This is a genomic window from Sphingomonas jejuensis (assembly GCF_011927695.1).
In the GTDB taxonomy this organism is placed as follows: domain Bacteria; phylum Pseudomonadota; class Alphaproteobacteria; order Sphingomonadales; family Sphingomonadaceae; genus Sphingomonas_K; species Sphingomonas_K jejuensis.
The window spans coordinates 48,624-75,002 of record NZ_JAATJE010000003.1; the positions used below are offsets into that span (position 1 = coordinate 48,624).

Sequence of the window (26,379 nt, forward strand, 5' to 3'; positions counted from 1 at the left end):
ACCGTAGCATGCCCCATCGGCAGGTCGCGCCGGCACGGGGGGCAGAAGAACTTGGCGCTCGCGCCCGACGCAACGCAGATCACCGTCCAGCAGGTTCTCGCGATGCTCGATGCCGACTTCGAGCCGATGGCGCGGGCCGTGGCCGCGGGCGAGTTCGCGCTATGGGTCGGCTCGGGCATCTCCCGCAGGGCGCCCAACCTAGGCCACCTCGTGTCCGCCGCAATCGAGTTCCTCCGAGAGCGCGCCGTCGCGCCCGCCACCGCCGCGATCTACACGCCCCCGCTGGAAGCCGCGCTGCGGCTCGCGGGCAAGGATCCGGCCGCACTCGCGGGCCGCTTCGGCGCACCGTTCGCGACGTGGCCCGAACACGACGAGATCGTGACCATCCTGTGGGACCAGTATTCGCGCGTGCTCGACATCCGGGTGCAGGGCGAACCCGCGGACTTCATCCTATGGGACGCGATCGACATCCGCCAGGCGTTCAGCGCGCCGCACCCGCCATCGGCGGAGCACCTCTGCATCGCCATCCTCGTTATGGAGGACGCGGTGCACAGGATCGCGTCGGCGAACTGGGACGGGTTCATCGAGGCGGCAGTCGATCGCCTGAGCGGCGGCGCGCAGGGGCTGCTGCAGGTGGTCGTCGACCCCGCACAGCTGCGCGGCCAGCCCGGGCGGGCGACGCTGCTCAAGTTCCACGGCTGCATCGTGCACGCGACCGATGACCCGGCCACGTTCCGGCGCTTCCTGACCGGCAGCCGCAGCCAGATCATGCGCTGGCCGGAAGTGCCCGAGTTCGCGGCGATGCGCCACAGCGTCATCGAGGTCGCGCAGACGCTCAAGTCGCTAGTCCTCGGCCTGTCGATCCAGGACAACAACCTCCAGACGCTGTTCATCCGCGCCCAGCAGATCCACCCCTGGCCATGGCCGTGCGCGCCCGAAGCGCCGGCCCAGGTGTTCTGCGAGGAGGAGATCAAGCCCGGGCAGCAGGACGTGCTGAGAAGCATCTACGTCGACGCCTACGACCAGCACGGCCCCGACATCGAGGCGGCCGCTCACCTGCGCGCCTGGGCGGAGCAGGTCCTGATCGCCCTCGTGCTGAAGACCGTCGCGGACAAGCTGATCACGCTGATGGGACTGTGGCTCACATCCTGCGGCAAGGCCGCGCTCGCCCCGGCGTTCGCGAATGGCATCGTGGCGGTCAGGAACGCGACCGCGGCGCATGCTTCTGTCGACTCGGTCGAGCGGAGCCGCACGCCGGCGGTGAACACCGGCGTGGCCGCCTGGTCGCGGATGGTGCGGATGTTCAGGAACGGCGCGCTGCCGGCCAGCGGCGACACCTACGAGCCGGTCAGCGCGACGGCAGCCGGCTTCCTGCACGCCGACCAGAACGCCCAGTCCGCTGGGCTGGGCCGGCTGGCGCTGGCGCTCTCGCTGCTAGAAGGCGGGCGTGCCGCCGGCCGCTGGGCGATCTCCCCGCCCGCGAACGACGAGGCCGGCGCCGGCGCTATGACCGCGACACCGGCTAGACCCGGAGCCACGCCGCGACCGGTGTTCGTCGTGCGCTCGGCGTCTGAGGCGATCGCTCTTCAGGGCGCCGGCGCGTTCGCGAACGACAACGCCGTCGTGGTGCACGGCGACGACGCCTGGCGGACGATGGTCGGGCAGAGCGCGCGCGTCCCGCGCGGCGCCCCCGGCCGGACCGGACGCCTGGCACCGACGCACGTCAGCCTCGCACACCTGGTCTCGACCTCCGCGACCGCGGTCGACCTGCAGGACCTGTTCGCGGCGGAAATGCTCCTGTGACCTCGGCGCTGATCGCCGCCGTGCGCGACCGGCTCCTCGTGGCCGGCTACTCCGACCTGCCGACGCCCCTGCACGTCGCGGGCGTCGCCTTCGACTTCACCGGCGTCATGCGCGGGCGCGACGGGCGCGCGCTCGACCTCGTCGTCCTCGTCGACACGACCGCCGGCTCGTTCGGGGACGTCAAGGGCGCGCGGGTGCGCCAGCGCATCGAGGCGCTCAGCCGCGCGCTCGACGTGACCGGATCACGCCTGGTCCTGACCGCCATCCTGGCGGGGGCGACGCTCGCCGGCGGCGTCGAGGCGCTCGCCGAGACCTGCCGGGTGCTCCAGGTCGAACCGCAACCCGCGCCGGACGGCCCGGGCGGCGCGGCCACGGCGATCGAGCAGATGGAGGACCGCATACGCGTCCTGCTGCCGCTCTCGCTGCCAGAGCCGGCCGGCGGCGAGGAGGAGGGCGGCACCGCCGTCGAGCAGCTCAGGAAGGCGCTGCCGTCGGGCGTGGACACGGCGATCGTCGACGCGCTGCTCGCGGCTTCGCGCCGTGGCGAGGTCGCGGTCACGAAGGAGATCGGCAGCCTGATTGACGCCGAGCTGAAGACGAACATGGACCCGCCCGCCGCCGGTGCCGCGGGCGAAGGGAGGACCGCATGAACCGGCCCACCCTGGCATCACTCGACGTGACCAACTTCCGCAGCATTCGCGGGCACGTCCACGCCCCGCTCGACGCGAGGGTGGTGCTCGTCCACGGCGAGAACGGGGCGGGCAAGACCAGCCTGCTCTCGGCCATAGAACTCGCCCTCACCGGCGGCGTGCAGTCCCTCAGGCGCGCCGACCCGGCCTACGCGCGCCAGCTCCTGCACCGCTCCGCCGACCAGGGCGGCGTCGCGCTCGCGACCACGGGCGACGGCGGAGGGCGCTACGAGGCGGCGCTGACGCCCACGGGCGCCAAGTCGATCAACAAGCTCGACGCCGCCGACGCGTCGTTCTTCACGGAGCGGAGCTACCTGCCGCAGTCCCTCCTCAGCCAGCTGCTTCAGATCTACCAAGACGCCGGCCAGGAGGCGAACTCGCCGCTCGCGCGCTTCGTCGGCGATTTGCTGGGGTTGAACCTGCTCGACGCGATCGAGGAGGGGCTGAAGCCGCTCGCCGACAAGCGGAACGTCAGGAAGATCGCCGGCGAGTGGGCGACCGCAGAACTGCGGCAGAGTCAGGCCGAGCGGTCGCTGCGGGCGGATGCGGAAGCACGCGCGCTGCTGCAGGAGCAGATAGATCTGAAACTCGCCGACCTGCGCGGTGCGCTGGCGATACTCGGCGTCGACCTTCCCGCCGACGAGGCGAGCCTGGACGCGATCGAGCCGACGCTGGCCGAGCCGTCGGACGCCGCCGACCTGGAGCGGCTTGCGGACAGCCGGCGGCAGCTCGCCTCGATGCGCCGCCAAGTCGCGGAGGAGAACGCGGCCGGCACGGGGCCGGACGCGTCCGCGGGCGCGGGAGCCGCCGCCGAGGCGTTCTCCCGCTGGGTGGCGGCCAACGGCGAGCGCGAGGCCACGCTGCTCCGCGACGTCGCGATCGCGCTCCCCGAAGCCAACCTCCCGAGCGAGACCGGAAGGTTCGTGGACGCGGCGCGGACGGCGGCCAGGGCGCGGCGCGCGCAGGCGCAGGCCCAGGCGACGCAGGCGCGCGCGGACGCGAGGCGGCTTCTCGAGGCCGAGGGCGAACTTGAGACGGAGCGCGGCCGGCTTGCCGCCATTGACAACGAGGTCGCGCGCCTACCGGGAAAGGCCGGCGGGCTAGCGTCCGCGCTGGCGGAGCTGACCTCGTTCATCGAAGGCGAGACCTGCCCGGTCTGCGACCGAGACTATCGCGAGGTCTCGGACGCGCCGCTCGTCGAACACGTACACGCCAAGGTGCGGACCCTGTCCGCATCGGCCGAGCGGCTGCTGGCACTCGGCCGCGCGCGCGGCGAGGCCGCGTCGGCGGGCGAGAGGCGGGTGCGGGAGATCGAGGAGCTGCGAGCGAGGCGTGTCGAAGCGCCCGCCTTGGCGGCGGTCGACCGGCTCGGGGCCGAACTCGATGCGCTGATCGCCCGGCTAGACGAGATGGAGCCCACGGTGCTGGAGGGCGCGCGCCTGCGGGCGGCCGACGTGGCGGCGCGGCGCGCGGCCGCCGAGCGGGGGCTGCGCGACTCCTCGCTCGCGGCGGCCCGCGACATGGTCGCGTCTTTCGCGGCTTCGCTCGACCTCGACTCGACCGATGTGGAACTGGACCTGACGGGGGTCGTCGACCGCATCGGGGCGGCCCTCGCGGAACGAGAAGCCCGCCTGAAGGCCAGGCTCGCCGCGCGGAACGCGGCGCGCGAGGCGGTGGCCGCGATCCGGGCGGCGACGACTAGACGGGCGGTGTTCGAACAGGTGATCGAGACCGGGAAGGCCGAGGTCGGGCGCGCCGCGGACGCGCTGCGGCGTGCGCAGCGGGTGCGCGATCGCGGCATCGCGGTGCGCGGCGCAGTCGAGCGGGTGAGGTCCGGCATCATCCGACGCGAATTCAATGATCGCCTCAACCGGCTGTGGCGCGACCTTTTCGTCCGGCTGGCGCCCGGCGAGCCCTTCGTGCCCGCATTCTCGATCCCGACGGCCAGCACGCACCGGCTGCAGCCCAAGCTCGTCACCGTACATCGCGACGGCGGTCTCGCCGGAGGCACGCCGGGCGCAATGCTGAGCGCCGGCAACCTCAACACGGCCGCCCTAACGCTCTTCGTCGCGCTCCACCTGTCCGTGCGCGACAGGCTGCCCTGGCTGATCCTAGACGACCCGATCCAGTCGATGGACGACATCCACGTCGCGCACTTCGCCGCGCTGCTGCGGACGCTGTCCAAGGAGCACGGGCGGCAGGTGCTTATCGCGGTCCACGACCGGCAGCTGTTCGACTACCTGCGCCTTGAGCTCAGCCCGGCGTTCCCGGACGACAGCCTCCTCACCCTGGAACTGACCAGGGGCCCGCGGCGGGACACGCGCTGCCTGTCCGAACGCTTCGGATACAAGGAAGAGGCCCTGCTGGCCGCGGCATAGCCGCGCGGTCCATTCTTCTCGTTCGAATCGCGAAACGGGCCCAGGCCGCCATCGACGTGCGGCTCACCCCGTTCATCCGCTTCCGACTTGCCGATCACGCGCGTGGCCGCCACGACGGCGTTCAGCACGCCGAGCATCACCTTGGAAAGGTAGGCGAGAGGGTCGGCGTCGGCGAGCGCTGGCATCCCGCATGTGCGCGTCAGGCGACACGAGCGTAGGACTGGGCTCGAACGTAGAACTATGATCGAGAGGGGCAACGGGTTCCGTCGAGCGATGTCGGCGGGTCACGAACCGCAGGAATGCCAGCGGCGCAGCGACGTTCCCCGCTCGTAGCCCATGCCAGAGGGATAGGTGAGGAACTCGACCATCATGCCCCACGGTGTCCGGCCGTAGCAGAAGAGGTTCCCGCAGCCCTCCTCCTTGGGAAATAGGAACGGGTTCGGCCCGGACAGCATCTGTCCGCCGGCGGACTCAAAGCATCGGAGCGCCTCGGCCATGTCGTCGACGTAGATGGCCAGGTGCTGCAGTCCGAAGTCGCTGGGGCGCGACGCAGGCCGCTGCACCTCCGCCTGCAGCTGGAACAGCTCGATCTCGGGTCCCCGCCCGAGCTGGACGAGGCGTGCGGCCACGAGCCGCGTGCCGGGATGGAGGTTCAGGTCGCGATCGATCTCGGGGCTGCCTTGCGGCGGCTGGTCGGTCGTGAACGACTCGTAAACCACCCGCGCGCCGAACGCCTCAATCAGGAAGGTCGTGGCCGCCTCGATGTCGGGCACCGTCACGCCGACATGGTCAATGCCGCGAACATAATCATGGGTCATGCTCTCACCTCGATGTACGTGCATGGGAAATCGCGACGCCCGCGCGACGCCGGTCGAGTTGCGCGCCCTGATTGTGATCCGGCGTCATCGGCCGAGGAAGCGCATGCGGGCGCTCGCCTCACAGTCCGCCTTTGAGCCGCCGGCCTCGGTCTCCTCCTTGAGGGCAGCGAACGCCCGCTGCGCGTCCTCCGTGTCGAACAGCCGCATGGTGAGGTCGAGCATCAGCTCGTCCGCCCCCGCGACGCCGCCGGAGGACCAGGCCTTCAGCAGCGCGCGCGCCGCGCCATAGGCCTGCGTGGGACCCGCCGCGAGGCGCTCGGCCAAGTCGGTGGCGGTTGCGTCCAGCTCCGCGTCCGGCACAACAAGGTTGGCGAGTCCGCTCGATCCGGCCTCCGACCCGGCCATCGGCTCTCCGAGCAGGTAGAGCTGGATGGCCCGGCTGCGCCCGATCCGCTCCGCGAGCCGCTGCAGCCCGCCGGCGAGCGGCACCATGCCCGTGTTTCCCTCGATCGCATGGAAGGAGGCGCTGTCGGCCGCGACGATGACGTCGCAGTGCAGGGCGAGCTCGAAATGCCCGCCCACCGCCTTGCCCCTCACCGCGGCGATCGTCGGAACGCGCAAGGCCTCCAACGCCCTGTACGCGTGGTTCACCTCGCCGATGAACGCGTGGAACCAGTTCACGTCCCTGCCCGGCCATGCGACGACGTCGCCGCCGGTGCCGAAGTTCGGCCCTTCGGCGCGGACGAGGAGGGCGCGGACGCCCGAACCGCCGGCCCGGTGCACGGCCACGCGCAACTCCTCGGCGAACCGGAGGCCGAGCCTGTTATCGGGCGGGCTGCAGAGCACGATCTGCCCGACTGCCCCGACGTGATCGAAACGAACGGCTTTCATTAAGGTGATTTCCTGTCTTGCTATAATGACCGTGCGGGTCAGGATGGTGCCTGGAGCGGCGCTCGGGCCGCGACCGAGTAGGTGTCGCCCGAGCGTTCGAAGATCCGCAGCTCGCCCGCATCCGCCGTAATTTTGCGGAAGTCGTCGCTCCCGAAGTGCGCCTCCAGCGCCTGCCGATCTCGCCAGCCTTCGAAGAACCGGAAGGTCGTCGGGTCGAGGAGATCCTGCGTGACCTTGACGAACCCGCAGCCGTCCCGTCGCCGCGCGACGTCGGCCATGCGCAACGCGAGCGAGCGGAAGGCGGCTGCGTCGTCGGGATGCAGGCGGTAGGCCGCGTCGACCAGCAGGGCGGGTATGTCGGTCATGTCAGGCTCCGTTGAATGTTAATATGTCGAGGAACCGACGTCGTCCGTCGGCGCGCCGTCGCGGTCGGGTCGGTAGTTGGAGAACGGCTCGGCCGATCATGGCCGAGCCTGCCCGGCCGCCTGCTCGACGATGTCCGCGACGGCTCGGGGGTGGGACACCATCACGACGTGCGACGCGCCGTCCACGACGACCGTCCTCCTCGCTCCCGCGCGTTTCGCCATGAAGGCCAGGCCTGCCGCAGGGATGTTCCTGTCGCCGCTGCCGTAGATGAACCAGGATGGCAGCGCCTTCCAGGCCGGCTCGCCGGCCGCTTCGGTCAGCGCCGCTTCCGCGATCGGCCGCTGCGAGGCCGCCATCGCCGCGGCTTGCCCCGCCGGCAGGTCGTGCGCGAACTGCGCGTGGAACCTACCCTGGTCGATGTAGAGGTCGACGCCGCCGCCGGAGAGCGTCACGGGCGGGGCAAGGGCTTGGCCGAGCGTGCCGCCCGGGAACCTGCCCGCGAGTTCCGCCGCCGTCTCGCCCCGATCGGGCGCGAAGGCCGCGACGAAGACCAACGACCTGACGTTCCGATGAGCGTTCGCGGCAGCCGAGATCACCGCGCCTCCATAGGAGTGGCCGACCAGCACCACCGGCCCGTTTATGCTCGCGACGATGTCCGACACGTATCGCGCGTCGGCCCTGACGCCCCGCAGCGGGTTGGCCGCGGCGACGACGGTGTAGCCGTCCCCGACCAGGCGTTCGGTCACGCCGTTCCAGCTGGACGCGTCGGCGAAGGCGCCGTGGACCAGCACCACCGTCGGCTTGCGCGGTCCCTGCGCCTGAGCGGCGTCGGAGAGTAGCGCTCCGGCGAGGAGGGCGGCGGATGCGAGCTTGGACATGGGGATCTCCTGGTGTGGGGTTCGGACGAGGCGAGGCGCTCCGCCGGAGCAGCCCCGTGCGACCCAGATCGAGCGGTCAGAACTGGGCCGCGCCGCCGTCGACGAACAGCTCGGCGCCGTTGACGAAGCTGGCCTCCTCGGAGGCGAGGAACAGCGCCATGCTGGCGATCTCCTCGGGTCGGCCCAGGCGGCCGAGCGGAACCGAGGCGACGAGGCCGGTGCGCAGCTGCCGCTCCTGCTCGGCGTCGGCGGCGAGCCCGAGCAGGCCCGGCGTCTCGACCGGACCGGGGCTGATGACGTTGACGCGGATGCGCCTCTCCTTGAGGTCGAGCATCCAGCTGCGCGCGAGGTTGCGCACCGCGGCCTTGGTCGCGCCGTAGACGCTGAACGCGGGCGTCCCCTTGATGCTGGTCGTCGAGCCGGTGAGGATCACGGAGGCGCCGTCCACCAGGAGCGGGAGCGCCTTCTGCACCGTGAAGATCGTCCCCTTCACGTTCGTGCCGAAGGTGCGCTCGTATTGCTCCTCCGTGACCGCGCCCAGGGGCGCGAAGTCGCCGCCGCCGGCGTTCGCGACGACGACGTCGATCCCGGCGTGCCTCTGCCGCACGGCGTCGTAGAGCCGGTCGATGTCGGCTAGGACCGACATGTCGGCGCGGACGCCGACGGCCCCGGGGCCGATCGCGGCGATCGCGCCGTCGAGCTCGGCCTGACGCCGTCCCGTGACGAACACCGCGGCACCCTCGGCCGCGAAGCGCGTCGCGACCGACAGGCCGATCCCCGTCGTGCCGCCGGTCACCACCGCGACCTTGTCCGTGAGCCGTCCCGTCACCGTCGTTCTCCTTGTTCCGCCGGGCAGCTGCCCGTTGCCGTGAGGATCTGTTGCCGGGACGATGTCGACAGTAGTGGTCGAAACGGCCACTCTGCGTTCCAGCGATAGGACGATGCCCTGGTGAGCGACCTCGACGACTACGTGCTGTTCGCGAGTGTGGTCGAACATGGTGGCTTCGCGCCTGCCGGCCGGGCGATGCAGGTACCCAAGTCGAAGCTCAGCCGGCGCGTCGCGCGTCTTGAGGAGCGTCTGGGCGTTCGCCTGATCGAGCGGTCGACGCGCCGCTTCAGAGTCACGGAGGTTGGTCAAACGTTGTACGAGCAGTGCCGCGTCATCCTGCTGGAGGTCGAGCGCGCCCGGGCGGTGACGGCGGAGGCGCTCGCCGAGCCGCAGGGTCAGGTGCGCTTCAGCTGCCCTCACGGTCTGATCGAACCGCTCTCGCCCAGCCTGGCCGAGTTTCTGAAGCGACACCCGAAGGTCGCCCTCCAGATCGTCGCGACCGACCGCGGCGTCGACCTGATCCGCGAGCGCATCGACGTCGCGCTCCGCGTGCGCGCCAGCGTCGAGAGCGACGCCTCGCTGACCATGCGGACGCTGACCCGCTCCCGCCGCATCCTGGTCGCAGGACCGGAGTTCGCGCGGAACGTCGGTCCACACATCGACGCGCTGGAGGGGCTGCCGACGCTGAGCTCGACCGACCTGGCCGGGCCGGTGACCTGGAACCTGGTCGGACCCGACGATGCAACGTATGACTTACGACATGAGCCGCGGGTCAGGTGCGAGGAGTTCGGCGCGCTGCGGGCGGCGGCGGCGGCCGGCCTCGGCGTGGCGCTGCTGCCGGACCACGTCTGCTGGCCCGATCTCGATGAGGGCCGGCTCGTGCGGCTCTTCCCCGGCTGGCACGCGCAGGAGGGCATCGTGCACCTGGTCTTCACGACGCGTCGCGGCTTGCCGCCAGCGGTGCGCGCCTTCATCGACCATCTGGCGGCGACGTTCCGAAGCGGCCTGCTTGCATTCGGAGACTGGAAACAGGCTGATGAAGTGGCTCGAAAGGCGTCCGAGCTAACACCATAGTCCGAAGATGATAGTCGCGCTGTTGCACGACGCACGGCACCGAAGCGTAAGCTCCGCCTGCGTCTCGCCGTCTAAACAGACGCCGCATCGGGGAGCGGCTAGGCAGGCCTGGACATCGCATTCGGGTCAGCCCTGCCGCTGTAAAAGGCGATCGCGGTCGCTTTTTACATTCCAGGGGTTGCTGAACCGGCACACCGAGGACGATCCGAACGGTCACGGCCGGTTCGCCTCGTCCACCTCCGCCCCGCCCTCGACCAGCCTCCGGGCGATCGCCCGGTAGGACAGATGGCAGCTCGTCCACGGGTGCCGCGGCTCGATCGTGGCCGACCGCCAGAACTCGTTCAGGAGCCGCTGGTCGCGCACGAAGGGCCGCAGGACGTGCAGCGCGAGCCGGACCTCGATGGTCCCCACCGCCTCCCGCGCCGAGCGGCCGGCCGCCTCGCGCAGTATGCCGAGTGACAGGTTGACGAGCGTCGACCGCCGCTCTCTGCGGCGCGCGCGCTGCCTGCTGTAGGGGATCGGCAGCAGGTCGATCAGCGGCGACGGGCAACGCTTCGGGCACCTGATCGAGCGGCGCGCCGCCCGCCAGTCGGTGTTGCCCCCGTTGCGGCGCACCTCGTCGATCAGCGCGCCCAGATCCCACACCTCCACGGCCCTGCAGCTCCGGCACGCGACGCGGACCTGGGCCTCTATGCGATGCAGGTCGGAGAGGTTCCTGGGCGGGCCGACCACGCCGTGCGGTCAGGCGAGGGCGGGGAGGGACAGCTGCTCGCCCCGCGCCGCCAGGACGGACCGGGCCTGCAGGGCCGCGCCGACGGCCTGACGGTAGTGGACGGTCCGGAAGCGCTCGGCCTCGTCGAAGCCGACGGGCGCCCACTCGTCCGACGGGTAGCAGGCGTCGTAGATGGCGCGCGCGGCCGCGCGCAGCTGCAGGTCGTGCTGCATCCCTCACTCCAGCGGTGTCGAATCGCCGCAGCCGCGGCGCCGCGCCAGCTAGAACGAAAACGGAACGGCTTGCAATCCCGCGCGTCCGCCGCGGCCAGGTCGGCCCTGGCGACCCGAACATCCCACCCAACAAGCCGTCGCGCCGGGTCGCGGGAGGCGGCGGCGGGCGTCGAGGGCTGCGGCTATCGAAAGCATGGGCGACGCGCATTGGGCGGCCCTGGGCGGCGCGAGTAGACGTCCCGCCGCACGAACCCGCGACGGACACCAGAACGATGCGCCTCCTCCCACGCCCCGCCGCCGCGCTCCTCCTCGCACTCGCCGGCTGCTCGGCCGCCCCGGTCGCCCCGGTGCCGTCCTTCTCCGTCCCCGCCTTCCAGGCCGCGCGGGAGCGGGGCGAGCCGATACTGGTGCACGTCCACGCGGACTGGTGCCCGACCTGCCGCGCCCAGGCGCCGACCGTCTTCGCCCTCACCCGCGAACCGGCGTTCCGGCAATTGAAGGTGTTCCGCATCGACTTCGACCGGCAGGAGGTCGAGCGGCTCGCGCTCGGCGCGCGGCAACAGAGCACGCTGATCGTCTGGCGCAAGGGACGCGAGATCGATCGTTCCACCGGCGTCACCGACCCTGCCGCGATCCGCGCCATGGCGGCGGAGGCGCTCAAATGACCGGGCCGGCCGGGCTCAGCCTCCCGCTCGCCTTCCTCGCCGGGCTGCTCACCTTCCTCTCCCCCTGCGTGCTGCCGCTGCTCCCCATCGTCCTCGGATCGGCCGGACGCGACGGGCGGAGCGGCCCGGCGGCACTGGCCGCGGGGGTGGTCACCTCCTTCACGGGCGCGGGCCTGCTGCTGGCCACGAGCGGCGCCGCCGCCGGCCTGGCGGGTGGCGCGGCGCGCCCCCTGCTCGGCATCGCAATCTCCGCCGTGGCGCTGACGCTACTCCTTCCCGGCGCCGAGCACGCGCTGGAGCGGGCACTCGCGCCCGCGTCCCGCTGGGCGTCGGCGCGCGCCGACCGGCTGGCGATCCGCGGCACGCCGGGCCGGTTCGCGCTCGGTCTGCTCCTCGGAGTGGCCTGGTCGCCCTGCGTCGGCCCGACGCTCGGCGCGGCGACGGTGCTCGCGGGCCGAGGCCAGGACCTCGGCGCAGTAGCGACGACCATGACCGTCTTCGCGATCGGCGCGGCGCTGCCGCTGCTGCTCGTCGGGACCGCCACGCAGGCGACGATCGCGCGACTGCGGACGCCGCTCCTCGCCGGCGGCAGGGCCGGGCGGCGCGCGCTCGGCGTCGCCCTGCTGCCGCTCGGCGCGGCGATCGCGACCGGGTTCGACCATGCGATCGAGGCCGCGCTGGTCGGCGTCTCGCCCGACTGGCTCGTCCGGCTCACCACCGCCTACTGATCCCCGGCCCGGCCATGCACGCGGGCTATCGACATCATGCGCGCGCGGGCTCTTCACGTCGGCGCCGACGCACCGCATCCTCGCCACCCTGAACCCGGAGTCCCGTTCCGTGCCCCAACGCCCGATCCTCTCCCGCGTCGCTCCGCTCGCGCCGCTCCTGCTCGCCGCCTGCGGCGCGGCCACGTCGCAGCCGACGCGCGAGGCGCGGGCCGCCGCGCCGGCGCCGCGGATCGCCTCGGCCACGGCCGGCGCCCCGGTGGTGGTCGAGCTTTACCAGAGCCAGGGCTGCTCCTCGTGCCCGCCGGCCAATGCGAACGTGAACGCGATCGCCGACCGCCCCGAGGTGCTCGCACTCTCCTTCGGCGTCACCTACTGGGACCAGCTCGGCTGGACGGACAGCTTCGCCAAGCCGCAATACACCGCGCGGCAGTGGGACTACGCCCGCGCCGCCGGGCGCGGCCAGGTCGCGACGCCCCAGGTCGTCATCAACGGCGGCCGGACCACCGTGGTCGGCGCCAACGCCGCCCAGCTGGCCGCCGCCATCCAGGCGGCGGGGTCGCCTCGCGGCGGACCGGCCATCACGGCGTCGCCCGACGCGGTTGCGCTCGCCGCCGGCAGGGGCGCGGCGTCGACCGTCTGGCTCGTCCGCTACGATCCGAAGGTCCGCCAGGTCGCGATCAACGCCGGCGAGAACGGCGGGCGGACGCTGCCCCACCGCGACGTCGTGCGGCAGCTGGTGCACCTCGGCAACTGGTCGGGGGCGGCGGTCCGCTTCGCGCTGCCTGCCGCCGGCGAGCCGGGACTCCGCACGGCCGTGCTGGTGCAGCAGGGCAAGGGCGGACCGATCACCGCCGCGCGGAGGATCTGAGGCGATGACCGGGGCGGAGAAGCCGTGGAGCGCGCCCGACGCGGAGCTCGCCAACGCGGACGAGCCAACCGCGGCGGGGATGGGCGACCTCGCCGACGCGCTGACGCCGCCGTCGCCGATGGCGTCCAAGCCGCACCGCATCTACCGCCACCGCGTCTCGACGCGCCTGTGGCACTGGACCAACGCGATCGCGCTGATCGTCATGCTGATGAGCGGGCTGATGATCTTCAACGCGCACCCGCGGCTCTACTGGGGCGAGTACGGCGCGAACATGGACACGCCGTGGCTCTGGATCGGGCCGACGCCCGAGGGCGGTGGCCACTTGCTGCTGGGGCGGTCCATCGACATCCCGACGACCGGCGTGCTCGGCCGCTCCACCAATCCGAACGGCTCGATCAACACGCACGCGTTCCCGCACTGGGCGACGATCCCGTCGGGCTACAGCCTGGCCGGCGCGCGGCGCTGGCACCTGTCCTTCGCCTGGATCTTCGTGCTGGCGACGATCGGATACGCGCTGGTCAGCCTCGTCAACGGCCATGTCCGCCGCGACCTGCTGCCGAAGCGGCACGAGCTCGCGCCGCGGCACCTGTGGAAGGACGTCGTCGACCACCTCAAGCTCCGCTTCCACGGCGACGAGCCCGGGCAGTACAACATCCTCCAGAAGCTCACCTACGGCCTGGTGCTGTTCGTGCTGCTGCCGCTCGTCATCCTGACCGGCATGACGATGTCGCCGGCGTTCGACGCCGCCTTCCCGTGGCTGCTCGACCTGTTCGGCGGGCGCCAGTCGGCGCGCTCGATCCACTTCGTCTGCGCCGCCGGGTTCGCCGCGTTCATCGTCGTCCACCTCCTGCTGGTCGTGCTCGCCGGCCCGATCAACGAGATCAGGTCCATGATCACCGGCTGGCTGCACGTCCGCGAGGTGAAGGGCCACGGGGCCGAGGGTCCCGGAGCCGGGCCGCGCGCGCGCGAGGAGCAGACCGCATGATCACGCCCACCATGACCCGCCGCCGACTGGTCGGCTCGCTCGGCCTCGCCGGCGGCGGGCTCCTCCTGACCGGATGCGACCGGGTCGCCGCCACGCCGGCCTTCCGCGGCTTCGTCGAGGGGTCCGAGCGGCTGACGATGGACTTCACGCGACTGGTCTCCGCCCGCGACGCCCTCGCGCGCGAGTTCACCGCTGCCGACCTGTCGCCGGTGTTCCGCGGCAACGGCGTCACGAACCCGACCGCGACCGACTACCAGGCGATGGTCGCGAACGGCTTCGCCGACTACCGGCTGCGGGTCGACGGGCTGGTGCGCCGGCCGCTGTCGATGTCGCTCCCGCAGCTGCAGGCCATGCCCAGGCGCAGCCAGATCACGCGGCACGACTGCGTCGAGGGGTGGAGCGCCATCGGCCAGTGGACGGGCGTGCCGCTCAGGCTCCTGCTGAACCAGGCGGGCCTGCTGCCGCAGGCGCGCTACATCGTCTTCCACTGCGCCGACGACTACGGACCGGGCAAGTACTACGAGAGCGTCGACCTCATCGACGCCCACCACCCGCAGACCATCCTCGCCTGGGCGCTGAACGGCCGGGCCCTGCCGGTCACCAACGGCGCGCCGCTGAGGCTCAGGGTCGAGCGCCAGCTCGGCTACAAGCAGGCGAAATACGTGATGCGGGTCGAGGCAGTGAACAGCCTCGCCCACATCGGCGGCGGCAAGGGCGGCTACTGGGAGGATTCCGGCGACTATGCCTGGTATGCGGGCATATAGGGCCCTCGCCGCCGCGCTGGCCGCGGCGACGCTCGTCGCGGGATGCGGCGACGGCGGTCGAGCGGGCGCGGGTACCACGACCACGGGCGTCGCGACGACGAACGCCACGACCACCGACGCCACTTCCCCGACCGCGACGACCGCGCCCACGCTCCTGCGGGCCGCCGACGGCGTCGCGATCTCCGCAGCGCACGGCGAGGCGGCCGATCCCAGGGCGCTGATCCTGCTCTTCCACCAGGCGGGCTCGGGCAGGGGCGAATACGCCACGGTCGCGCCCCGGCTGAACGCGGCCGGCTACGAGACGCTCGCGATCGACCAGCGATCGGGCGGCGACCTGTTCGGTCGCAACGAGACCGTGGCGAGGCTGGGCCGCTCCGCCAGCTACGCCGAGGCCGAGCGCGACCTGGAGGCGGCGTTCGCCTGGGCGCGGACCCGCCGGCTGCCGATCGTGCTCTGGGGCAGCAGCTACTCGGCCGCGCTCGCGTTCCGGGTCGCCGCCCGGCACCCGGGCGAGGTCGCCGCGGTGCTCGCCTTCTCGCCGGGCGAATACCTGGACGCGCCCGACGTCGTTCGGATCGCGGCGGCGAAGGTGGCCGCGCCGACCTACGTCACGTCCGCCAGCGACCCCGCCGAGGTCGCGGCCGCCCGCGCCATCCTCGCCGCCTCGCCCGCGCGGACGAAGGTGCAGTCCACGCCCCGCGCCGGCGTCCACGGCAGCTCCACGCTCATCCCCGCCCGGAACCCGACGGGGGCGGAGGAGAACTGGCGGACGGCGATGGCCTTCCTGGACAAGCTGCCGTGACCGCCGTCACGATCCGACCGGCGGTGCGCGACGACCTCCCGGGGCTCAGGCGCGTCATCGACGGCGTCGGCCTGTTCCCGTCGGACATGCTCGACGGCATGGTCGCGCCCTTCCTCGACGGGCGCGCCGGGACGGGCGAGTTCTGGCTGACGGTCGACGGCGACGCCGGCCCGATCTCCGTCGGCTACTGCGCTCCCGAGCGGATGACCGAGGGCACGTGGAATATGCTGCTGATCGCGGTCGACCCGGTCCGCCAGGGCGCGGGCGTCGGCGCGGCGATGATGGCCGAGACCGAGCGACTGCTGGCCGAATCCGGGCAACGCATCCTGCTGGTCGAGACGTCGGGCCTGCCGGAGTTCGAGCGCACGCGCGCCTTCTACCGCGGGCTCGGCTACGACGAGGAGGCGCGCATCCGCGACTTCTACCAGGCGGGCGAGGACAAGGTCGTCTTCCGCAAGGCGCTCGGCGGCGGCGCGTGACGCGCTGGCCGTCCCGCGCGGGACCGCGCCGCCGCGGCGCCTGAGGTGCCGACCTCCTTCACGGCTCTGATCGCGGCGCACGGCGCCCCGGCCGTTTTCCTCCTCGTCCTGCTGGGCGCGGTCCCCTCCGAGATCGTGCTGCCGATGGCAGGCGCGGTCGCGGGTCCGAGCCCGGGCGGGCTGGTCGCGGTCACGGCCGCGGGCGTCGCCGCGCACCAGGCGAGCGCCGTGTTCTGGTACTCCGTCGGCCGACGCGTCGGCCACCGGCGCTGCCGGCGCTGGGTCGCGATGCACGGCCGGCGGTTCGGCGTCGCGCCGTCGACCCTCGACCGCGCGGTCGCCTGGTTCCGCAGGTGCGGCGCCCGCGCCGTCCTGCTCAGCCGCGCGCTACCCGTCGCCCGCGCGCTGGTATGCCTGCCGGCCGGCGCCGCGCGGCTCGGCTTCCGTCGCTTCTTCGCGGCCGCGCTGCTGGGCTCCACCGCCTGGTGCTCCCTGCTGGTCGGTATCGGGGTCGCGCTTGCGGCGCGGGCGCCGCGCGCCGTCGCCTGGCTGGACCGTGCCGCGTGGGCTGCGCTCGCCCTCGCTGCGACGGTGGTGCTGGCTCGCCGGCTCCGCCGTCCGCGTCGTCCTCGCGGTCAGTCCGCCGGCGAGAGGTAGCGCTCGGCCCAGGCGGCGATCACGGCGGCGGCGTAGCGCGAGTCCGCCGGACGCGACAGCAGGTGGTCGGCCCCGTCGAGCGCCACGAAGCTCTTGGGATGGCGGGCGGCGTCGAAGATCGCGCGGGCGTTGTCGACGCCCACGGTCGCGTCGGTCGGCGCGTGCATGACCAGGATCGCTCGGCCGAGGCGCGCGAGGCGCTCGGGGAGGCGGTGCGCGCGCGCGTCCTCGACGAACGAGCGCGAGATGGTGAACGTGCGCCCGGCCAGCACCACCTCGGCCGACCCGTCGCGCTCGATCGCCTCCAGGCCGGCCCCGAACTGGTGGAGCACGTGGTCGACCTCGGCGGGCGCGCCGATGGTCGCCACCGCCCTGACCTCCGGCACGTGCGCCGCGGCCGCGAGCACCGCCGCGCCGCCCAGGCTGTGGCCGATCATTAGCTCGGGCACCTGCCCGCGCTCGCGCAGGCACGCCGCGGCCGCGACGAGGTCCTCGACGTTGGAGCTGAAGCCCGCGTTGCCGAACTCGCCCTCGCTGGCGCCCAGCCCCGTGAAGTCGAAGCGCAGGCAGGCGAAGCCGTGGCCGACCAGCGCGCCGGCGATGCGCGAGGCGGCCAGCACGTCCTTGCCGCAAGTGAAGCAGTGCGCGAACAGCGCAGTCGCGCGCGGGCGACCGTCGGGCCGGTCGAGGCGGGCGGCGAGCCGCTGGCCCCGGTCGCCGAGGAACTCGAACCGTTCGCTCGGCATCAGCCCGCCTCCGCGCCGGCCTCGAGGACCACGGGAGCGGGCGCGAGCGCCGGCCCGCCGTCGAACGCGCCGGCCGGCGGCACGTCCACGCGCGCCGACAGGTAGCGGCGCTCGGCCTCGGCCATGTAGTCGCGCGTGATCGGCAGCGCGTCGCGCCGCCTCGCCAGCTGGATCTGGTAGTTGACGTGCCCGTCGTTGCGGAACGCGCAGATCGCGCCGGCCAAGTAGAACAGCCACATGCGGTGGAAGCGCTCGTCGTAGAGCCGCACGATCCGGTCGCGCTCGGCGACCGCGCGGGCGTACCACTCCTCCAGCGTATAGGCGTAGTGCAGCCGGAGCGTCTCGATGTCGGTCGCCCACAGCCAGCTCCGCTCGATCGCGGGCATCAGCTGCGACAGCGCGGGCGCGTAGCCGCCGGGGAAGATGTACTTCGCAGTCCACGGGTCGGTCGCGCCGGGACCGTCGGCGCGCCCGATCGTGTGGATCAGCGCGACGCCGTCGGGCGTCAGCAGGTCGGCGACCTTGTCGAAGAAGGCGCGGTAGTGGGGCAGGCCGACGTGCTCCAGCATGCCCACCGACACGATCCGATCGAAGCGGCCCTCGACCGCGCGATAGTCCACCAGTTCGAAGCGCACCCGGTCGGCGACGCCGGCCGCCGCCGCGCGGGCACGTGCGACCGCCAGCTGCTCCTCCGACAGCGTGACGCCCAGCACGTCGACGCCCGCCACCGCGTGGAGGTGGAGCGCCAGCCCGCCCCAGCCGCAGCCGACGTCCAGCACCCGCTGCCCCGGCGCCAGCGCCAGCTTGGCCGCGATGTGCGCCTTCTTCGCCGCCTGCGCGCGCTCCAGCGAGTCGCCGGGGTCGACGAAGTAGGCGCAGCTGTACTGCCGGTCCGCGTCGAGGAAGAGGTCGTAGAGGCGGCCGTCTAGGTCGTAGTGGTGCGCCACGTTGCGCTTGGACCGCCGCGCCCAGTTCCACTGGTCCCAGAGGGCCGCGATCCTGGCGTGCCGCCACAGCGCGCGGCGCGTCGGGTTGTCGCGGTCCCACCGCAGGTTGAAGGTGACCAGGTCGAGGAGGTCGAGCACGTCGCCCTCCAGGATCTCCAGCCCGCCGTCCATGAAGGCCTCGCCCGCGCCCAGCGCCGGATTGCGCGCCACCGCCCGCTCCGCGCGGCGGCTGGCGAACCTGACCGCCACGGGGCGCCGGTTAGGCCGCGGCCGGCCGTAGCGGCGGGTGCGCCCGTCGGACCCGTGGACGACCAGCTCGCCGTCGACCACGACGCGGCGGAGCAGGGCGTCCAGGCCGATCAAGCGAGCGACTCCGGGCCGGGAGCCCGGCGGCGCTCGCCGCGAATGGATCGATCCGCTCCGCGGCGGCGCATCGGGGAGTGCGTCGAGGCGCTCATGACGCCGGGTTAGGACCGCGTGAAGGCAGGCGGATAGGACGCCATTGCCCTTCCTTCGAGGGGCGAGCGGACCCTCCCGGCCGGGCGCATGGAAACCATGCCGCCAAACGATTTCCGCGCCGCCGGCGCGAGGCGTAGCCGGAGGACGCCCGGCGGCGATCCGCGCGGGCGGAGCCGGCGGCCGGATCCGCCGGACGCGCAAGGAGTGACACCGATGATCGTTATGCAGCTCCTCGACGGGAAGTCCGCCGAGGTCATGTCCATCGCGCCGGGCGCCACCATCGCCGCGGCCGCCGCGCTGATGGCGGGCGCCGGCGTCGGCGCCCTCGTGGTCGAGGGCATCGACGGTCACCCCGTCGGCCTCATCTCCGAGCGCGAGGTCACGCTCGCCGTCGCCCGCTGGGGCGGCGAGCTGGGCACCCGCCCGGTGCGCTCGCTGATGGCGGACGGGATGACCACCGTCGCACCCGAGACGCCGGTCGTCGAGGCGATGCGGCTGATGACGGTGCGGCGCGCGCGCCACCTGCCGGTCGTCGACCGGGGCCGCCTGGTCGGCATCGTCAGCATCGGCGACGTGCTGAAGTCTCGGCTGGAGGAGAAGACGGCGGAGAACCAGGTGCTGATGGACATCGCGCGCTGGCCGAAGGCCGCCTGACCGCATCCGACCCCGCTCGGAAAACGACCCCGCGAGGGGTCACATTCCGAGCAGGGGTCGGGCGGATCGCCGCCCTGGCGACGGCCATCGTCAGACCTCGCCGCCAGGGTCGAGATCTGCCCCGTCGTCAATAAGCTGGAAGAGGCCTACGCCCAGGCCGTCGCGGCCGGCGCGGTCGCGGTCGGGCCCGTGCAGGTGCAGCCGTGGGGCAGAAGGTGTCCGACGTGGGCGACCTCGACGGCTTCCTGGTAGAGGTGTGCTCGCAGGAGCCAGCGGTCACCTGACGGACGGACGCGATGACGGGGACGGCGCGGCGCCGCCCCCTTACAGGCAGCATCAGCCCCCGATCGCCGCGATCGCGCGGCCGATCGCCGGGCGGGCCTCCATCGCGCCGAACCAGCGTTCGACGTTCGGCGCCTCGGAGAAGTCCACCTCCGCGAACGCGCGGCGCCATATCCAGCCGAAGGTGGCCATGTCGGCGATCGAGTACTCGTCGCCCGCCAGCCACTCCGCCTCGGCGAGCCTGCCGTCGAGCACGCGCATGTTGCGCTTCGCCTCGGCGTGGAAGCGGTCGATGGCGGCCGGCACCTTCTCGGGCGCGAGCTTCAGGAAGTAGCCCGACTGGCCGAACATCGGCCCCAGGCCGGCCGCCTGGAACATCAGCCATTCGAAGCAGCGCACGCGGGCCACCGGGTCGGCGGGGATGAACCGGCCGAACTTCTCGGCGAGGTAGACCATGATCGCGCCCGACTCGACGACGGTCAGCGGCTCGCCGCCCGGTCCGTCGCGGTCGACGATCACCGGCACCTTGCCGTTCGGGTTGCGGGCGAGGTGCTCCGGCGTCTTCTGCTCGCCGGCGCGGACGTTGACCTGGTGGAACTCGTAGGGCGCGCCCAGCTCCTCCAGCAGGACGGGCACCTTGACGCTGTTCGGGGTCGCGAAGGCGTAGAGTTCGATCATCGGACGGCTCCTTCTCGTGCGGACGCGCGCACGCCCTTCGCGCGCGCGTAGGGTGGCGGATAGGACAGGGTTGCGCCGAGCTCGTCGGCGGCGCGCCAGCCCCAGCGGGGATCGGCGAGGAAGGCGGTGGCGAGCGCGACCAGGTCGGCGCGGCCCTCGGCCACGATCGCCTCGGCCTGGGCGGGCGAGGCGATGCCGCCGACGGCGCGCGTCGCGATCCCCGCCTCGCGCCTGACCCGCTCGGCGAGGTGGACCTGGTAGCCGGGGCTGAACGGGATGCCGGACGGCGGCACGACGAAGCCGCCGGTCGCGTCGACGTAGTCGACCCCCGCAGCCTTCAGCTCGCGCGCCCACGCGACCGCGTCGGCGGTGTCGACTCCGCCCTCCTGCCAGTCCGTCGTGGTGAGGCGCACACCCAGCGCGACGCGGTCGCCGAGCAGCGGTCGGACGCGGGCCGCGATCGCGCGCAGCAGCCGCGAGCGGTTCTCCGGGCTACCGCCCCAGGCGTCGTCGCGACGGTTCGAGATCGGGGAGAGGAACTGGTGCAGCAGGTAGCCGTGGCCGGCGTGCAGCTCGACCACGTCGAAGCCGATCCGCACCGCGCGCTCGGCGGCCTGCGCGAAGGCGTCGACGATCCGGCCGATGCCGACCTCGTCCAGCGCCTCGGGCGCGGGCCAGCCCTCCGCGAAGGGCACCGCCGACGGCGCGACCGTCGTCCATGGATCGGCGTCGGCCGCCAGCGGCCTGCCGCCCTCCCAGGGCCGCGAGATCGAGCCCTTGCGGCCCGAGTGCGCGAGCTGGACGCCGAAGCGCGTCCCCTCCGGCGCGAAGCGGCGGGCGACGGCGAGCGCGCAGGCGAGCGCCGCCTCGTTGGCGTCCGAGTAGAGGCCTAGGCAGCCGTGCGTGATGCGGCCGCGGCGCTCGACGTGCGTCGCCTCGGTCATCACGAGAGCGGCCCCGCCCATGCCCAGCGCCGGCAGGTGCTGGAGGTGCCAGTCGGAGGCGGAGCCGTCATCCGCCGAATACTGGCACATGGGCGAGACGACGATCCGGTTGGACAGCCGCACCGGGCCGAGGTCGAAGGGGGTGAACAGGGCGGGCATCGCATGCTCCTTGTGAATCGTCGCCTCTCGGCGGTCAGAGGGCCGAGTGGTCGCGGACGGCGGCTTCGAGCCGCGGCTTCATGTCGAGGAAGCGGGCGTCCACGGCGGCGGGGTCGGTCCGGTTGAGGTCGAGGGTGGCGGCGCGCGCCTCGCCGCCGCGCACCACCTCGAACGCGTCGGACTCGATGCCGTCGACGATCGAGCCGACCACGTCGGCGACGGGCTGCAGGCCGAAGCCGAGGTCCGCGCCGGCGTGGTTGCTGCTCATCATCGGCGTGTCGGTCGCGCCCGGGAAGACGGTGAGGACGTGGACGCCCTCGCCCTTCAGCTCGCGCCTGAGCGCCTCGCCGAAGCGCCACAGCCCGCCCTTGGCGGCGGCATAGCCCGCGTAGAAGGGCACGCCCATCTGCGCGATGCCGGACGCGACGTTGACGGCCAGCCCGTCGCCCGACGCGCGCAGCGCCGGCAGCAGGGCGCGGGTGAGCAGGATGGGTGCTAGCAGGTCGACCTCGATCATCGCGCGCAGCTCGTCCTCACCCGTGTCCTCCAGCCGTCCGGCGCGCACGCCGCCGGCGTTGTTGACGAGGACGTCGACGCCGCCGAGCAGCCGCTCCGCGCCGTCGACGAGAGCAGCGCGCGCGGCGGCGTCGGTCACGTCGCCGGGCAGGCTGTGCGCCTCGACGCCTTCGCCGCGGAGCCGCTCGACGGCGGACGCGAGCGCGTCGGGCCGGCGGCCGGTGAGGAGGAGTCGCGCGCCCTTCGCGCCCAGCTGCCGGGCCAGCTCGAAGCCGATCCCGCTGGAGCCGCCGGTGACGACGACGCGCTTGCCCGCGACGATCACTTGCCCTGCTCCCGCGTCTGCTCGCGGCCGGCCTTGACCAGCGCGGCGGCGCTCGCGCCCTCCAGCGCCAGGCCGTAGCCGGTCTCGCGCGCGATCCGCTCCTTCAGAGGCTGGACGAAGTGGACGCGGGTGTCGCGCCGGGTCACCTCGGGCGCGCGAAGCCAGGCCGCGGCCAGTTCGCGGGCGCGGGCGACCGCGCCGCCCTTGGCCGTCACCTCGGCGACCACGCCCCAGTCGCGCGCGGTCTCCGCGCTGATCGGAGCGGGACTGAGCAGCCAAGCCTGCGCGCGGCCCGGCCCGGCCCAGTAGGACCAGGCGGTGAAGATGCCGTCGCCGGGCACGATGCCGCCGGCGAAGTGCGGAGCGTCGTGGAAAGTCGCGCCGTGCCCGGCGACGACCACGTTGGCCGTCAGGCAGTATTCGGTGTGGACCCAGGCGCGGCCCTCGACCGCGCAGATCACCGGCACGCGGATGTTGAGTAGGTTCTCCAGCACCTGCGTGCCCTCGTCGTGCACCCGGCTCCAGCGGTCCGGGTCCGACACGTCGCCGAAGCTGGCGAAGTCGATGTCGGCGATCCAGTCGCCGCCCGCACCGGTCAGGATAACAACCTTGTTGTCGCGGTCGCGGCCGATCGCGGCGAACGCGTCGACGAACGCCGCGTGCTCGACCGCCGAGAAGCGGAACGGGCCGCCGCGGGTGTTGAATGTCACGACCAGCACGCCGTCGGCTCCGCGCTCCATTCGCAGCGAGGGCGTGGCGTCGAAGTAGGCGGGGCGGGCGACGGCCGCGGCGGCGGGCGTAGCGCGGACGGGTGCCGGCGCCTGCGCGCGCGCAGGTCCGACGGCCGAGATGAGCCCGAGCGTGAGGGCGAAGGACGCGACGCCGATCCTGATCATGCGGTCCATGGGGGTTCTCCGGTGGTTGGGGTGGAGGAAGGCCGTCAGGCCGCGGCCGCCAGGGCGTCGCCGCGGAGCGCCGGCAGCAGCTCCTCCGGCTCGGGGCGGCGCGTGTAGTCCGGCTCGACGTTGGCGTAGAGGATGCGCCCGTCGCGCCCGACCACGAACCGCGCCGGCATCGGCAGCGTCCAGGACGGGTCGAGGTTGAAGGCCGGCAGGTCGTTCCCGAGCCGCTGATAGAGCTCGACCAGATAGTCCGGCAGCTCGAAGCGCAGGCCGAAGGCGGCCGCGACCTCGTTGCCCGGGTCGCTCAAGATCGGGAAGCCCAGCTTGTTCTGGCGCGCCGACTTACGGCTGTTCGGGGCCGACTGCGGCGAGATCGCGAGCAGGCTGCCGCCCGCCGCCTCGATCTCCGGCAGCGCCTCCTGCAGAGCCTGCAGCTCCATGTTGCAGTAGGGGCACCACACGCCGCGGTAGAAGGTGAGCGCCACCGGACCCGAGGCGAGCAGGTCGGCGATTCGCACCTCCCGGCCGTCGCCGTCCTTCAGGGCGAAGTCGGGCGACCGGTCGCCGACGCTCAGCGCGCGCTCGGCGAGGCCGCTCGCCTTCAGCTCGGCGGTGGCGCGGTGCATTACGTCGATCACGTCGCGCGGCACGCTGTAAGGCGGGCGGCCGGCCTCGAAATCGGCCTTGAAGGCGTCGAGCTTGGCTTGCAGGGTCATTGTCAGTCTCCTTGACGGGGGTCGGGTCGGGTCTGGGTGACGAGGAGGCCGGCGGTGACGACCGCCAGCCCGGCGATCTGGAAGAGGGTCGGCAGCTCGCCCGCGATCGGGATCCCGGCGAGCGTGGCGACTACGGGCACGAGCGCCGGCAGGGCGGCGGCGCGGGCGGCGCCGAGCAGCTCGACCGCTCGGCCGAAGGCGAACACGGCGAGCACCCCGGAGAGCAGCCCCTGCACGACCGCCTGCTGGAGGAGGGTCGCGGGACTCTGCGCGAGCAGGCCGCCGACGCCCGCAGTCGCGAGGTGGAGGGGCGCGTAGACCGCGGCGGACAGGACCGAGATGATGGCGACGCCGGCGAGCGGCGGGACCGCCCAGCGCCTGGAGAGTATCGCAAAGGCCGCCCACATGGCGCCGGCGAGCGCGAACAGCGCGTCGCCGCCGAGCGAGGCGGCGCCCCCGGCGAGCGCGCCGGGGCCGGCGACCACGGCTAGACCCGCCAGGATCACGCCCGCGCCGGCCAGCCGCCCGCGTGTGACGCGATCGCCCAGCAGGAGAGCGCCGAGCGCGAGGCCCGCGACCGTGATCGCGCCGGGCTGCACGACGGCGCCGTGGGAGAGCGGCGCCAGGCGGAAGCCGCCGGCGCTCGCGAGGACGAAGGGCGGGCCGGCGAGGACCGCCAGTGTCGCGATCCGCGCCCAGCCGAGGCGACGGATCTGCGCCGGCGCGAACCGCGCGAACCAGGGCAGCGTCGCCACGCCGGCGACCGCGTAGCGCAGGAAGGCGAGGTCGGACGGCGCGGCACCGTGCGCAACGCCGGCGCGCGCGACCGCGAGGTAGACGCCCCAGATCGCGACGGCGGCGCCGCCCCAGGCCAGGCCCGAGCGGACCGGGTCGGGCGCGCGGCGCGCCGCCGGAGCGTGGAGGGCGGCGGCGGTCACGCCGCCCTCCGCCAGCCCGGCGCCGCGGCGGCGGCGGCGTCGATCGCGTCCGCCGGCTCCAGCCGGCTGCGGTAGTCGGTGTCGATCGAGGCGAGCACGATCTCGCCCGAGGGTGCGACCACGTAGGTGGCGGGCACCGGCAGCACCCAGTCGGCGCCGTTCCGGTCGGGCAGCGCGTGGCCGAGCCGGGTGTAGAGCGGGCGCAGCTCGTCGGCGAGGTCGAACGCGACGCCGTAGGCCCGCGCCACCTCCGAGCCGACGTCGCTGACGACGTCGAAGGCGAGGCCGCCGTCGCGAACCGTCGCGGCGGTGTGGTCGGGCAGCTCGGGCGAGATCGCGATCAGCCTGACGCCCGCGTCCGCCATTCGGCCGGCCAGCGCCTGGTAAGCGCGCAGCTCCAGGTTGCAGTAGGGGCACCAGCCGCCGCGGTAGAAGCTGAGGATCACCGGTCCGTCCGCGAGCGCGCGGGACAGCCGCATGGGAACGCCGTCGACGCCCGGCAGCGCGAAGTCGGGGGCGAACTCGCCGGCGGCGAGCGCCGAGCCGACCAGGTCGGACGCCGCGAGCGCCGCGTCGGCGCGCTTCATCGCCGCGGCGATGTCCGCGGGCATGTGGACGGCGTAGTGCGCCCGGAGGGCGGACAGCTCGTCGGCGAGGCGGGTGTGGGCGGGCATGGCGGCGATCCTGAAGGACGGGAGAAAGTGGGCCGGCGCGGCGGGGGGAGGCGCGCCGGCCCAGGGGCACCCGGCGCGAGGGGGAAGCGCGCCGGCGGGGGGACTTGGGCTAGGGGTGGCCGACGCGGGCGGGGGGAGACCCGCGCCGGCCCGGGGGACGTCAGGCGGCGAGCCGCTCGGCCGCGACCGGCTTCGTCCACTCGTTGCCCTTCATGAAGGCGTCGTAGGGCGTGCCGACCAGGTGGTTGACGTAGTTGCTCTGGATCTTGATCGAGACGCCGAGCACCACCTCCAGCACGTTGCGGCGGGTGAAGCCGGCGTCGAGGAAGGCCTGGACCTCCGCGTCCGCCACGAAGCCGCGGTCGCGCACCACCAGCGTGGTGAAGCGGTGCAGCGCCTCGAGACGCGGGTCGGCGATCTCGCGGCCGTTGCGCAGCGCCTGGATCACGTCGTCGCCCAGCTTCTGCATCTTGGCCATCGTGGTGTGGCCGGCCATGCAGTAGTGGCACTCGTTCTCGTAGATCGCGGTCATGAACACGACCTGCTGCTCGTGCTGGGTCAGCGTGGTCTTGCTGAACTCGCCCCACAGCGCGCCGTGGGCGGCGAGCAGCTCGGGGCTCTCGGCCATGATGCTCTGCAGGTTCGGCACGAAGCCGAACTGCGCCTTGACGCCGGCCAGCAGCGGCTTGGAGGCCTCGGGGGCGGTGTCGGCGGTGTAGGACTGGAAGGCGATGGTCATCGGGGTGGCTCCTGAAAGGGTCCGGCGGCGTCCGCCTCCGGTGACCTCCAGATGATCCATCCCCGATCGGCGCAGTAGCCG

The 26,379-nt window shown here is 73.1% G+C and carries 30 protein-coding genes; 13 read left to right on the forward strand and 17 right to left on the reverse strand.

What is annotated here, in order from left to right:
• The first annotated feature begins 51 nt into the window (after nucleotides 1-51).
• Genes GGR88_RS14180 through GGR88_RS14190 form a run of 3 tightly spaced genes read left to right on the forward strand, consistent with a single transcriptional unit; the run spans nucleotide 52 to nucleotide 4,870 of the window.
• Entirely contained in the window at nucleotides 52-1,803 is a 1,752-nt protein-coding gene (locus GGR88_RS14180) for a hypothetical protein (protein ID WP_096611503.1), read from the forward strand.
• Complete coding sequence (locus GGR88_RS14185) at nucleotides 1,800-2,453, forward strand: hypothetical protein (protein WP_096611505.1); 654 nt, start codon at nucleotides 1,800-1,802, stop codon at nucleotides 2,451-2,453. The genes GGR88_RS14180 and GGR88_RS14185 overlap by 4 nt, the downstream gene beginning before the upstream one ends.
• Nucleotides 2,450-4,870 carry an AAA family ATPase gene (locus GGR88_RS14190; protein ID WP_096611507.1) on the forward strand — a complete coding sequence of 807 codons (2,421 nt, stop codon included), beginning with the start codon at nucleotides 2,450-2,452 and terminating at the stop codon, nucleotides 4,868-4,870. The genes GGR88_RS14185 and GGR88_RS14190 overlap by 4 nt, the downstream gene beginning before the upstream one ends.
• Before the next feature lie 284 nt (nucleotides 4,871-5,154).
• Here GGR88_RS14190 and GGR88_RS14195 read toward each other — a convergent pair whose 3' ends face one another.
• The 5 genes from GGR88_RS14195 to GGR88_RS14215 all read right to left on the reverse strand — a co-directional run bounded on the left by GGR88_RS14195 (nucleotide 5,155) and on the right by GGR88_RS14215 (nucleotide 8,652).
• Complete coding sequence (locus GGR88_RS14195) at nucleotides 5,155-5,688, reverse strand: VOC family protein (protein WP_096611509.1); 534 nt, start codon at nucleotides 5,686-5,688, stop codon at nucleotides 5,155-5,157.
• Between the two features lie 84 nt (nucleotides 5,689-5,772).
• The gene (locus tag GGR88_RS14200) at nucleotides 5,773-6,579 is read right to left on the reverse strand and encodes an enoyl-CoA hydratase/isomerase family protein (protein ID WP_096611511.1); all 807 of its coding nucleotides are present in this window, start codon (nucleotides 6,577-6,579) and stop codon (nucleotides 5,773-5,775) included.
• A 38-nt stretch (nucleotides 6,580-6,617) separates the two neighbouring features.
• A complete protein-coding gene (locus tag GGR88_RS14205) occupies nucleotides 6,618-6,944 on the reverse strand; it encodes a putative quinol monooxygenase (protein WP_096611513.1) in 327 nt (108 codons plus the stop codon).
• Between the two features lie 96 nt (nucleotides 6,945-7,040).
• The gene (locus GGR88_RS14210) at nucleotides 7,041-7,823 is read right to left on the reverse strand and encodes an alpha/beta fold hydrolase (protein ID WP_096611515.1); all 783 of its coding nucleotides are present in this window, start codon (nucleotides 7,821-7,823) and stop codon (nucleotides 7,041-7,043) included.
• 76 nt (nucleotides 7,824-7,899) lie between these two features.
• On the reverse strand, nucleotides 7,900-8,652 hold the full coding sequence (locus GGR88_RS14215) for an SDR family oxidoreductase (protein WP_096611517.1): 753 nt from the start codon (nucleotides 8,650-8,652) through the stop codon (nucleotides 7,900-7,902).
• Between the two features lie 120 nt (nucleotides 8,653-8,772).
• Between GGR88_RS14215 and GGR88_RS14220 the strand changes: the two genes are divergently transcribed.
• Nucleotides 8,773-9,726, forward strand: a complete 954-nt coding sequence (locus tag GGR88_RS14220) for a LysR substrate-binding domain-containing protein (RefSeq protein ID WP_342449820.1) — start codon at nucleotides 8,773-8,775, stop codon at nucleotides 9,724-9,726.
• A gap of 213 nt (nucleotides 9,727-9,939) precedes the next feature.
• Here GGR88_RS14220 and GGR88_RS14225 read toward each other — a convergent pair whose 3' ends face one another.
• On the reverse strand, nucleotides 9,940-10,377 hold the full coding sequence (locus GGR88_RS14225) for a hypothetical protein (RefSeq protein ID WP_096611521.1): 438 nt from the start codon (nucleotides 10,375-10,377) through the stop codon (nucleotides 9,940-9,942).
• A 90-nt stretch (nucleotides 10,378-10,467) separates the two neighbouring features.
• The gene (locus GGR88_RS14230) at nucleotides 10,468-10,671 is read right to left on the reverse strand and encodes a hypothetical protein (RefSeq protein ID WP_096611523.1); all 204 of its coding nucleotides are present in this window, start codon (nucleotides 10,669-10,671) and stop codon (nucleotides 10,468-10,470) included.
• A gap of 272 nt (nucleotides 10,672-10,943) precedes the next feature.
• Between GGR88_RS14230 and GGR88_RS14235 the strand changes: the two genes are divergently transcribed.
• The 8 genes from GGR88_RS14235 (at nucleotide 10,944) to GGR88_RS14270 (ending at nucleotide 16,619) form a co-directional block, all read left to right on the forward strand.
• Nucleotides 10,944-11,336 (forward strand): thioredoxin family protein, encoded by a 393-nt coding sequence (locus GGR88_RS14235; RefSeq protein WP_096611525.1) that lies wholly within the window; start codon nucleotides 10,944-10,946, stop codon nucleotides 11,334-11,336.
• Nucleotides 11,333-12,064 (forward strand): cytochrome c biogenesis CcdA family protein, encoded by a 732-nt coding sequence (locus tag GGR88_RS14240; protein WP_096611527.1) that lies wholly within the window; start codon nucleotides 11,333-11,335, stop codon nucleotides 12,062-12,064. The genes GGR88_RS14235 and GGR88_RS14240 overlap by 4 nt, the downstream gene beginning before the upstream one ends.
• A gap of 109 nt (nucleotides 12,065-12,173) precedes the next feature.
• A complete protein-coding gene (locus GGR88_RS14245) occupies nucleotides 12,174-12,932 on the forward strand; it encodes a DUF1223 domain-containing protein (protein ID WP_245857546.1) in 759 nt (252 codons plus the stop codon).
• Nucleotides 12,933-13,050: 118 nt separating this feature from the next.
• Nucleotides 13,051-13,917: a cytochrome b/b6 domain-containing protein gene (locus GGR88_RS14250; RefSeq protein ID WP_096611696.1), complete on the forward strand. Its 867-nt coding sequence runs from the start codon at nucleotides 13,051-13,053 to the stop codon at nucleotides 13,915-13,917.
• Nucleotides 13,914-14,681 (forward strand): molybdopterin-binding protein, encoded by a 768-nt coding sequence (locus GGR88_RS14255; RefSeq protein WP_096611531.1) that lies wholly within the window; start codon nucleotides 13,914-13,916, stop codon nucleotides 14,679-14,681. Before GGR88_RS14250 ends, GGR88_RS14255 begins: the two co-directional genes overlap by 4 nt.
• Entirely contained in the window at nucleotides 14,668-15,483 is an 816-nt protein-coding gene (locus tag GGR88_RS14260; RefSeq protein ID WP_096611533.1) for an alpha/beta hydrolase, read from the forward strand. The genes GGR88_RS14255 and GGR88_RS14260 overlap by 14 nt, the downstream gene beginning before the upstream one ends.
• On the forward strand, nucleotides 15,480-15,962 hold the full coding sequence (locus GGR88_RS14265; protein ID WP_096611535.1) for a GNAT family N-acetyltransferase: 483 nt from the start codon (nucleotides 15,480-15,482) through the stop codon (nucleotides 15,960-15,962). Before GGR88_RS14260 ends, GGR88_RS14265 begins: the two co-directional genes overlap by 4 nt.
• Before the next feature lie 45 nt (nucleotides 15,963-16,007).
• Complete coding sequence (locus GGR88_RS14270; protein ID WP_096611537.1) at nucleotides 16,008-16,619, forward strand: DedA family protein; 612 nt, start codon at nucleotides 16,008-16,010, stop codon at nucleotides 16,617-16,619.
• Here GGR88_RS14270 and GGR88_RS14275 read toward each other — a convergent pair.
• Entirely contained in the window at nucleotides 16,598-17,365 is a 768-nt protein-coding gene (locus GGR88_RS14275; protein ID WP_096611539.1) for an alpha/beta hydrolase family protein, read from the reverse strand. The genes GGR88_RS14270 and GGR88_RS14275 overlap by 22 nt on opposite strands.
• The gene (locus GGR88_RS14280; protein WP_096611541.1) at nucleotides 17,365-18,675 is read right to left on the reverse strand and encodes an SAM-dependent methyltransferase; all 1,311 of its coding nucleotides are present in this window, start codon (nucleotides 18,673-18,675) and stop codon (nucleotides 17,365-17,367) included. The genes GGR88_RS14275 and GGR88_RS14280 overlap by 1 nt, the downstream gene beginning before the upstream one ends.
• 309 nt (nucleotides 18,676-18,984) lie before the next feature.
• On the opposite strand from GGR88_RS14280, the gene GGR88_RS14285 reads away from it, so the two are divergent.
• On the forward strand, nucleotides 18,985-19,425 hold the full coding sequence (locus tag GGR88_RS14285) for a CBS domain-containing protein (RefSeq protein WP_167956332.1): 441 nt from the start codon (nucleotides 18,985-18,987) through the stop codon (nucleotides 19,423-19,425).
• Between the two features lie 336 nt (nucleotides 19,426-19,761).
• Here GGR88_RS14285 and GGR88_RS14290 read toward each other — a convergent pair whose 3' ends face one another.
• The 8 genes from GGR88_RS14290 to GGR88_RS14325 form a co-directional block, all read right to left on the reverse strand.
• Nucleotides 19,762-20,385 (reverse strand): glutathione S-transferase family protein, encoded by a 624-nt coding sequence (locus GGR88_RS14290; RefSeq protein WP_096611545.1) that lies wholly within the window; start codon nucleotides 20,383-20,385, stop codon nucleotides 19,762-19,764.
• A complete protein-coding gene (locus GGR88_RS14295; RefSeq protein WP_167956334.1) occupies nucleotides 20,382-21,488 on the reverse strand; it encodes an NADH:flavin oxidoreductase/NADH oxidase in 1,107 nt (368 codons plus the stop codon). The genes GGR88_RS14290 and GGR88_RS14295 overlap by 4 nt, the downstream gene beginning before the upstream one ends.
• A gap of 34 nt (nucleotides 21,489-21,522) precedes the next feature.
• Complete coding sequence (locus GGR88_RS14300; protein WP_096611549.1) at nucleotides 21,523-22,329, reverse strand: SDR family NAD(P)-dependent oxidoreductase; 807 nt, start codon at nucleotides 22,327-22,329, stop codon at nucleotides 21,523-21,525.
• Nucleotides 22,326-23,234 carry an enoyl-CoA hydratase/isomerase family protein gene (locus tag GGR88_RS15445; RefSeq protein WP_217991001.1) on the reverse strand — a complete coding sequence of 303 codons (909 nt, stop codon included), beginning with the start codon at nucleotides 23,232-23,234 and terminating at the stop codon, nucleotides 22,326-22,328. The genes GGR88_RS14300 and GGR88_RS15445 overlap by 4 nt, the downstream gene beginning before the upstream one ends.
• Before the next feature lie 35 nt (nucleotides 23,235-23,269).
• Nucleotides 23,270-23,947, reverse strand: a complete 678-nt coding sequence (locus GGR88_RS14310) for a peroxiredoxin-like family protein (RefSeq protein WP_096611551.1) — start codon at nucleotides 23,945-23,947, stop codon at nucleotides 23,270-23,272.
• Nucleotides 23,948-23,949: 2 nt separating this feature from the next.
• On the reverse strand, nucleotides 23,950-24,885 hold the full coding sequence (locus GGR88_RS14315; protein ID WP_167956336.1) for a DMT family transporter: 936 nt from the start codon (nucleotides 24,883-24,885) through the stop codon (nucleotides 23,950-23,952).
• Nucleotides 24,882-25,559 (reverse strand): peroxiredoxin-like family protein, encoded by a 678-nt coding sequence (locus GGR88_RS14320; RefSeq protein WP_245197207.1) that lies wholly within the window; start codon nucleotides 25,557-25,559, stop codon nucleotides 24,882-24,884. Before GGR88_RS14320 ends, GGR88_RS14315 begins: the two co-directional genes overlap by 4 nt.
• Nucleotides 25,560-25,719: 160 nt before the next feature.
• Nucleotides 25,720-26,298 (reverse strand): carboxymuconolactone decarboxylase family protein, encoded by a 579-nt coding sequence (locus GGR88_RS14325; RefSeq protein ID WP_096611553.1) that lies wholly within the window; start codon nucleotides 26,296-26,298, stop codon nucleotides 25,720-25,722.
• Nucleotides 26,299-26,379: the final 81 nt, after the last annotated feature.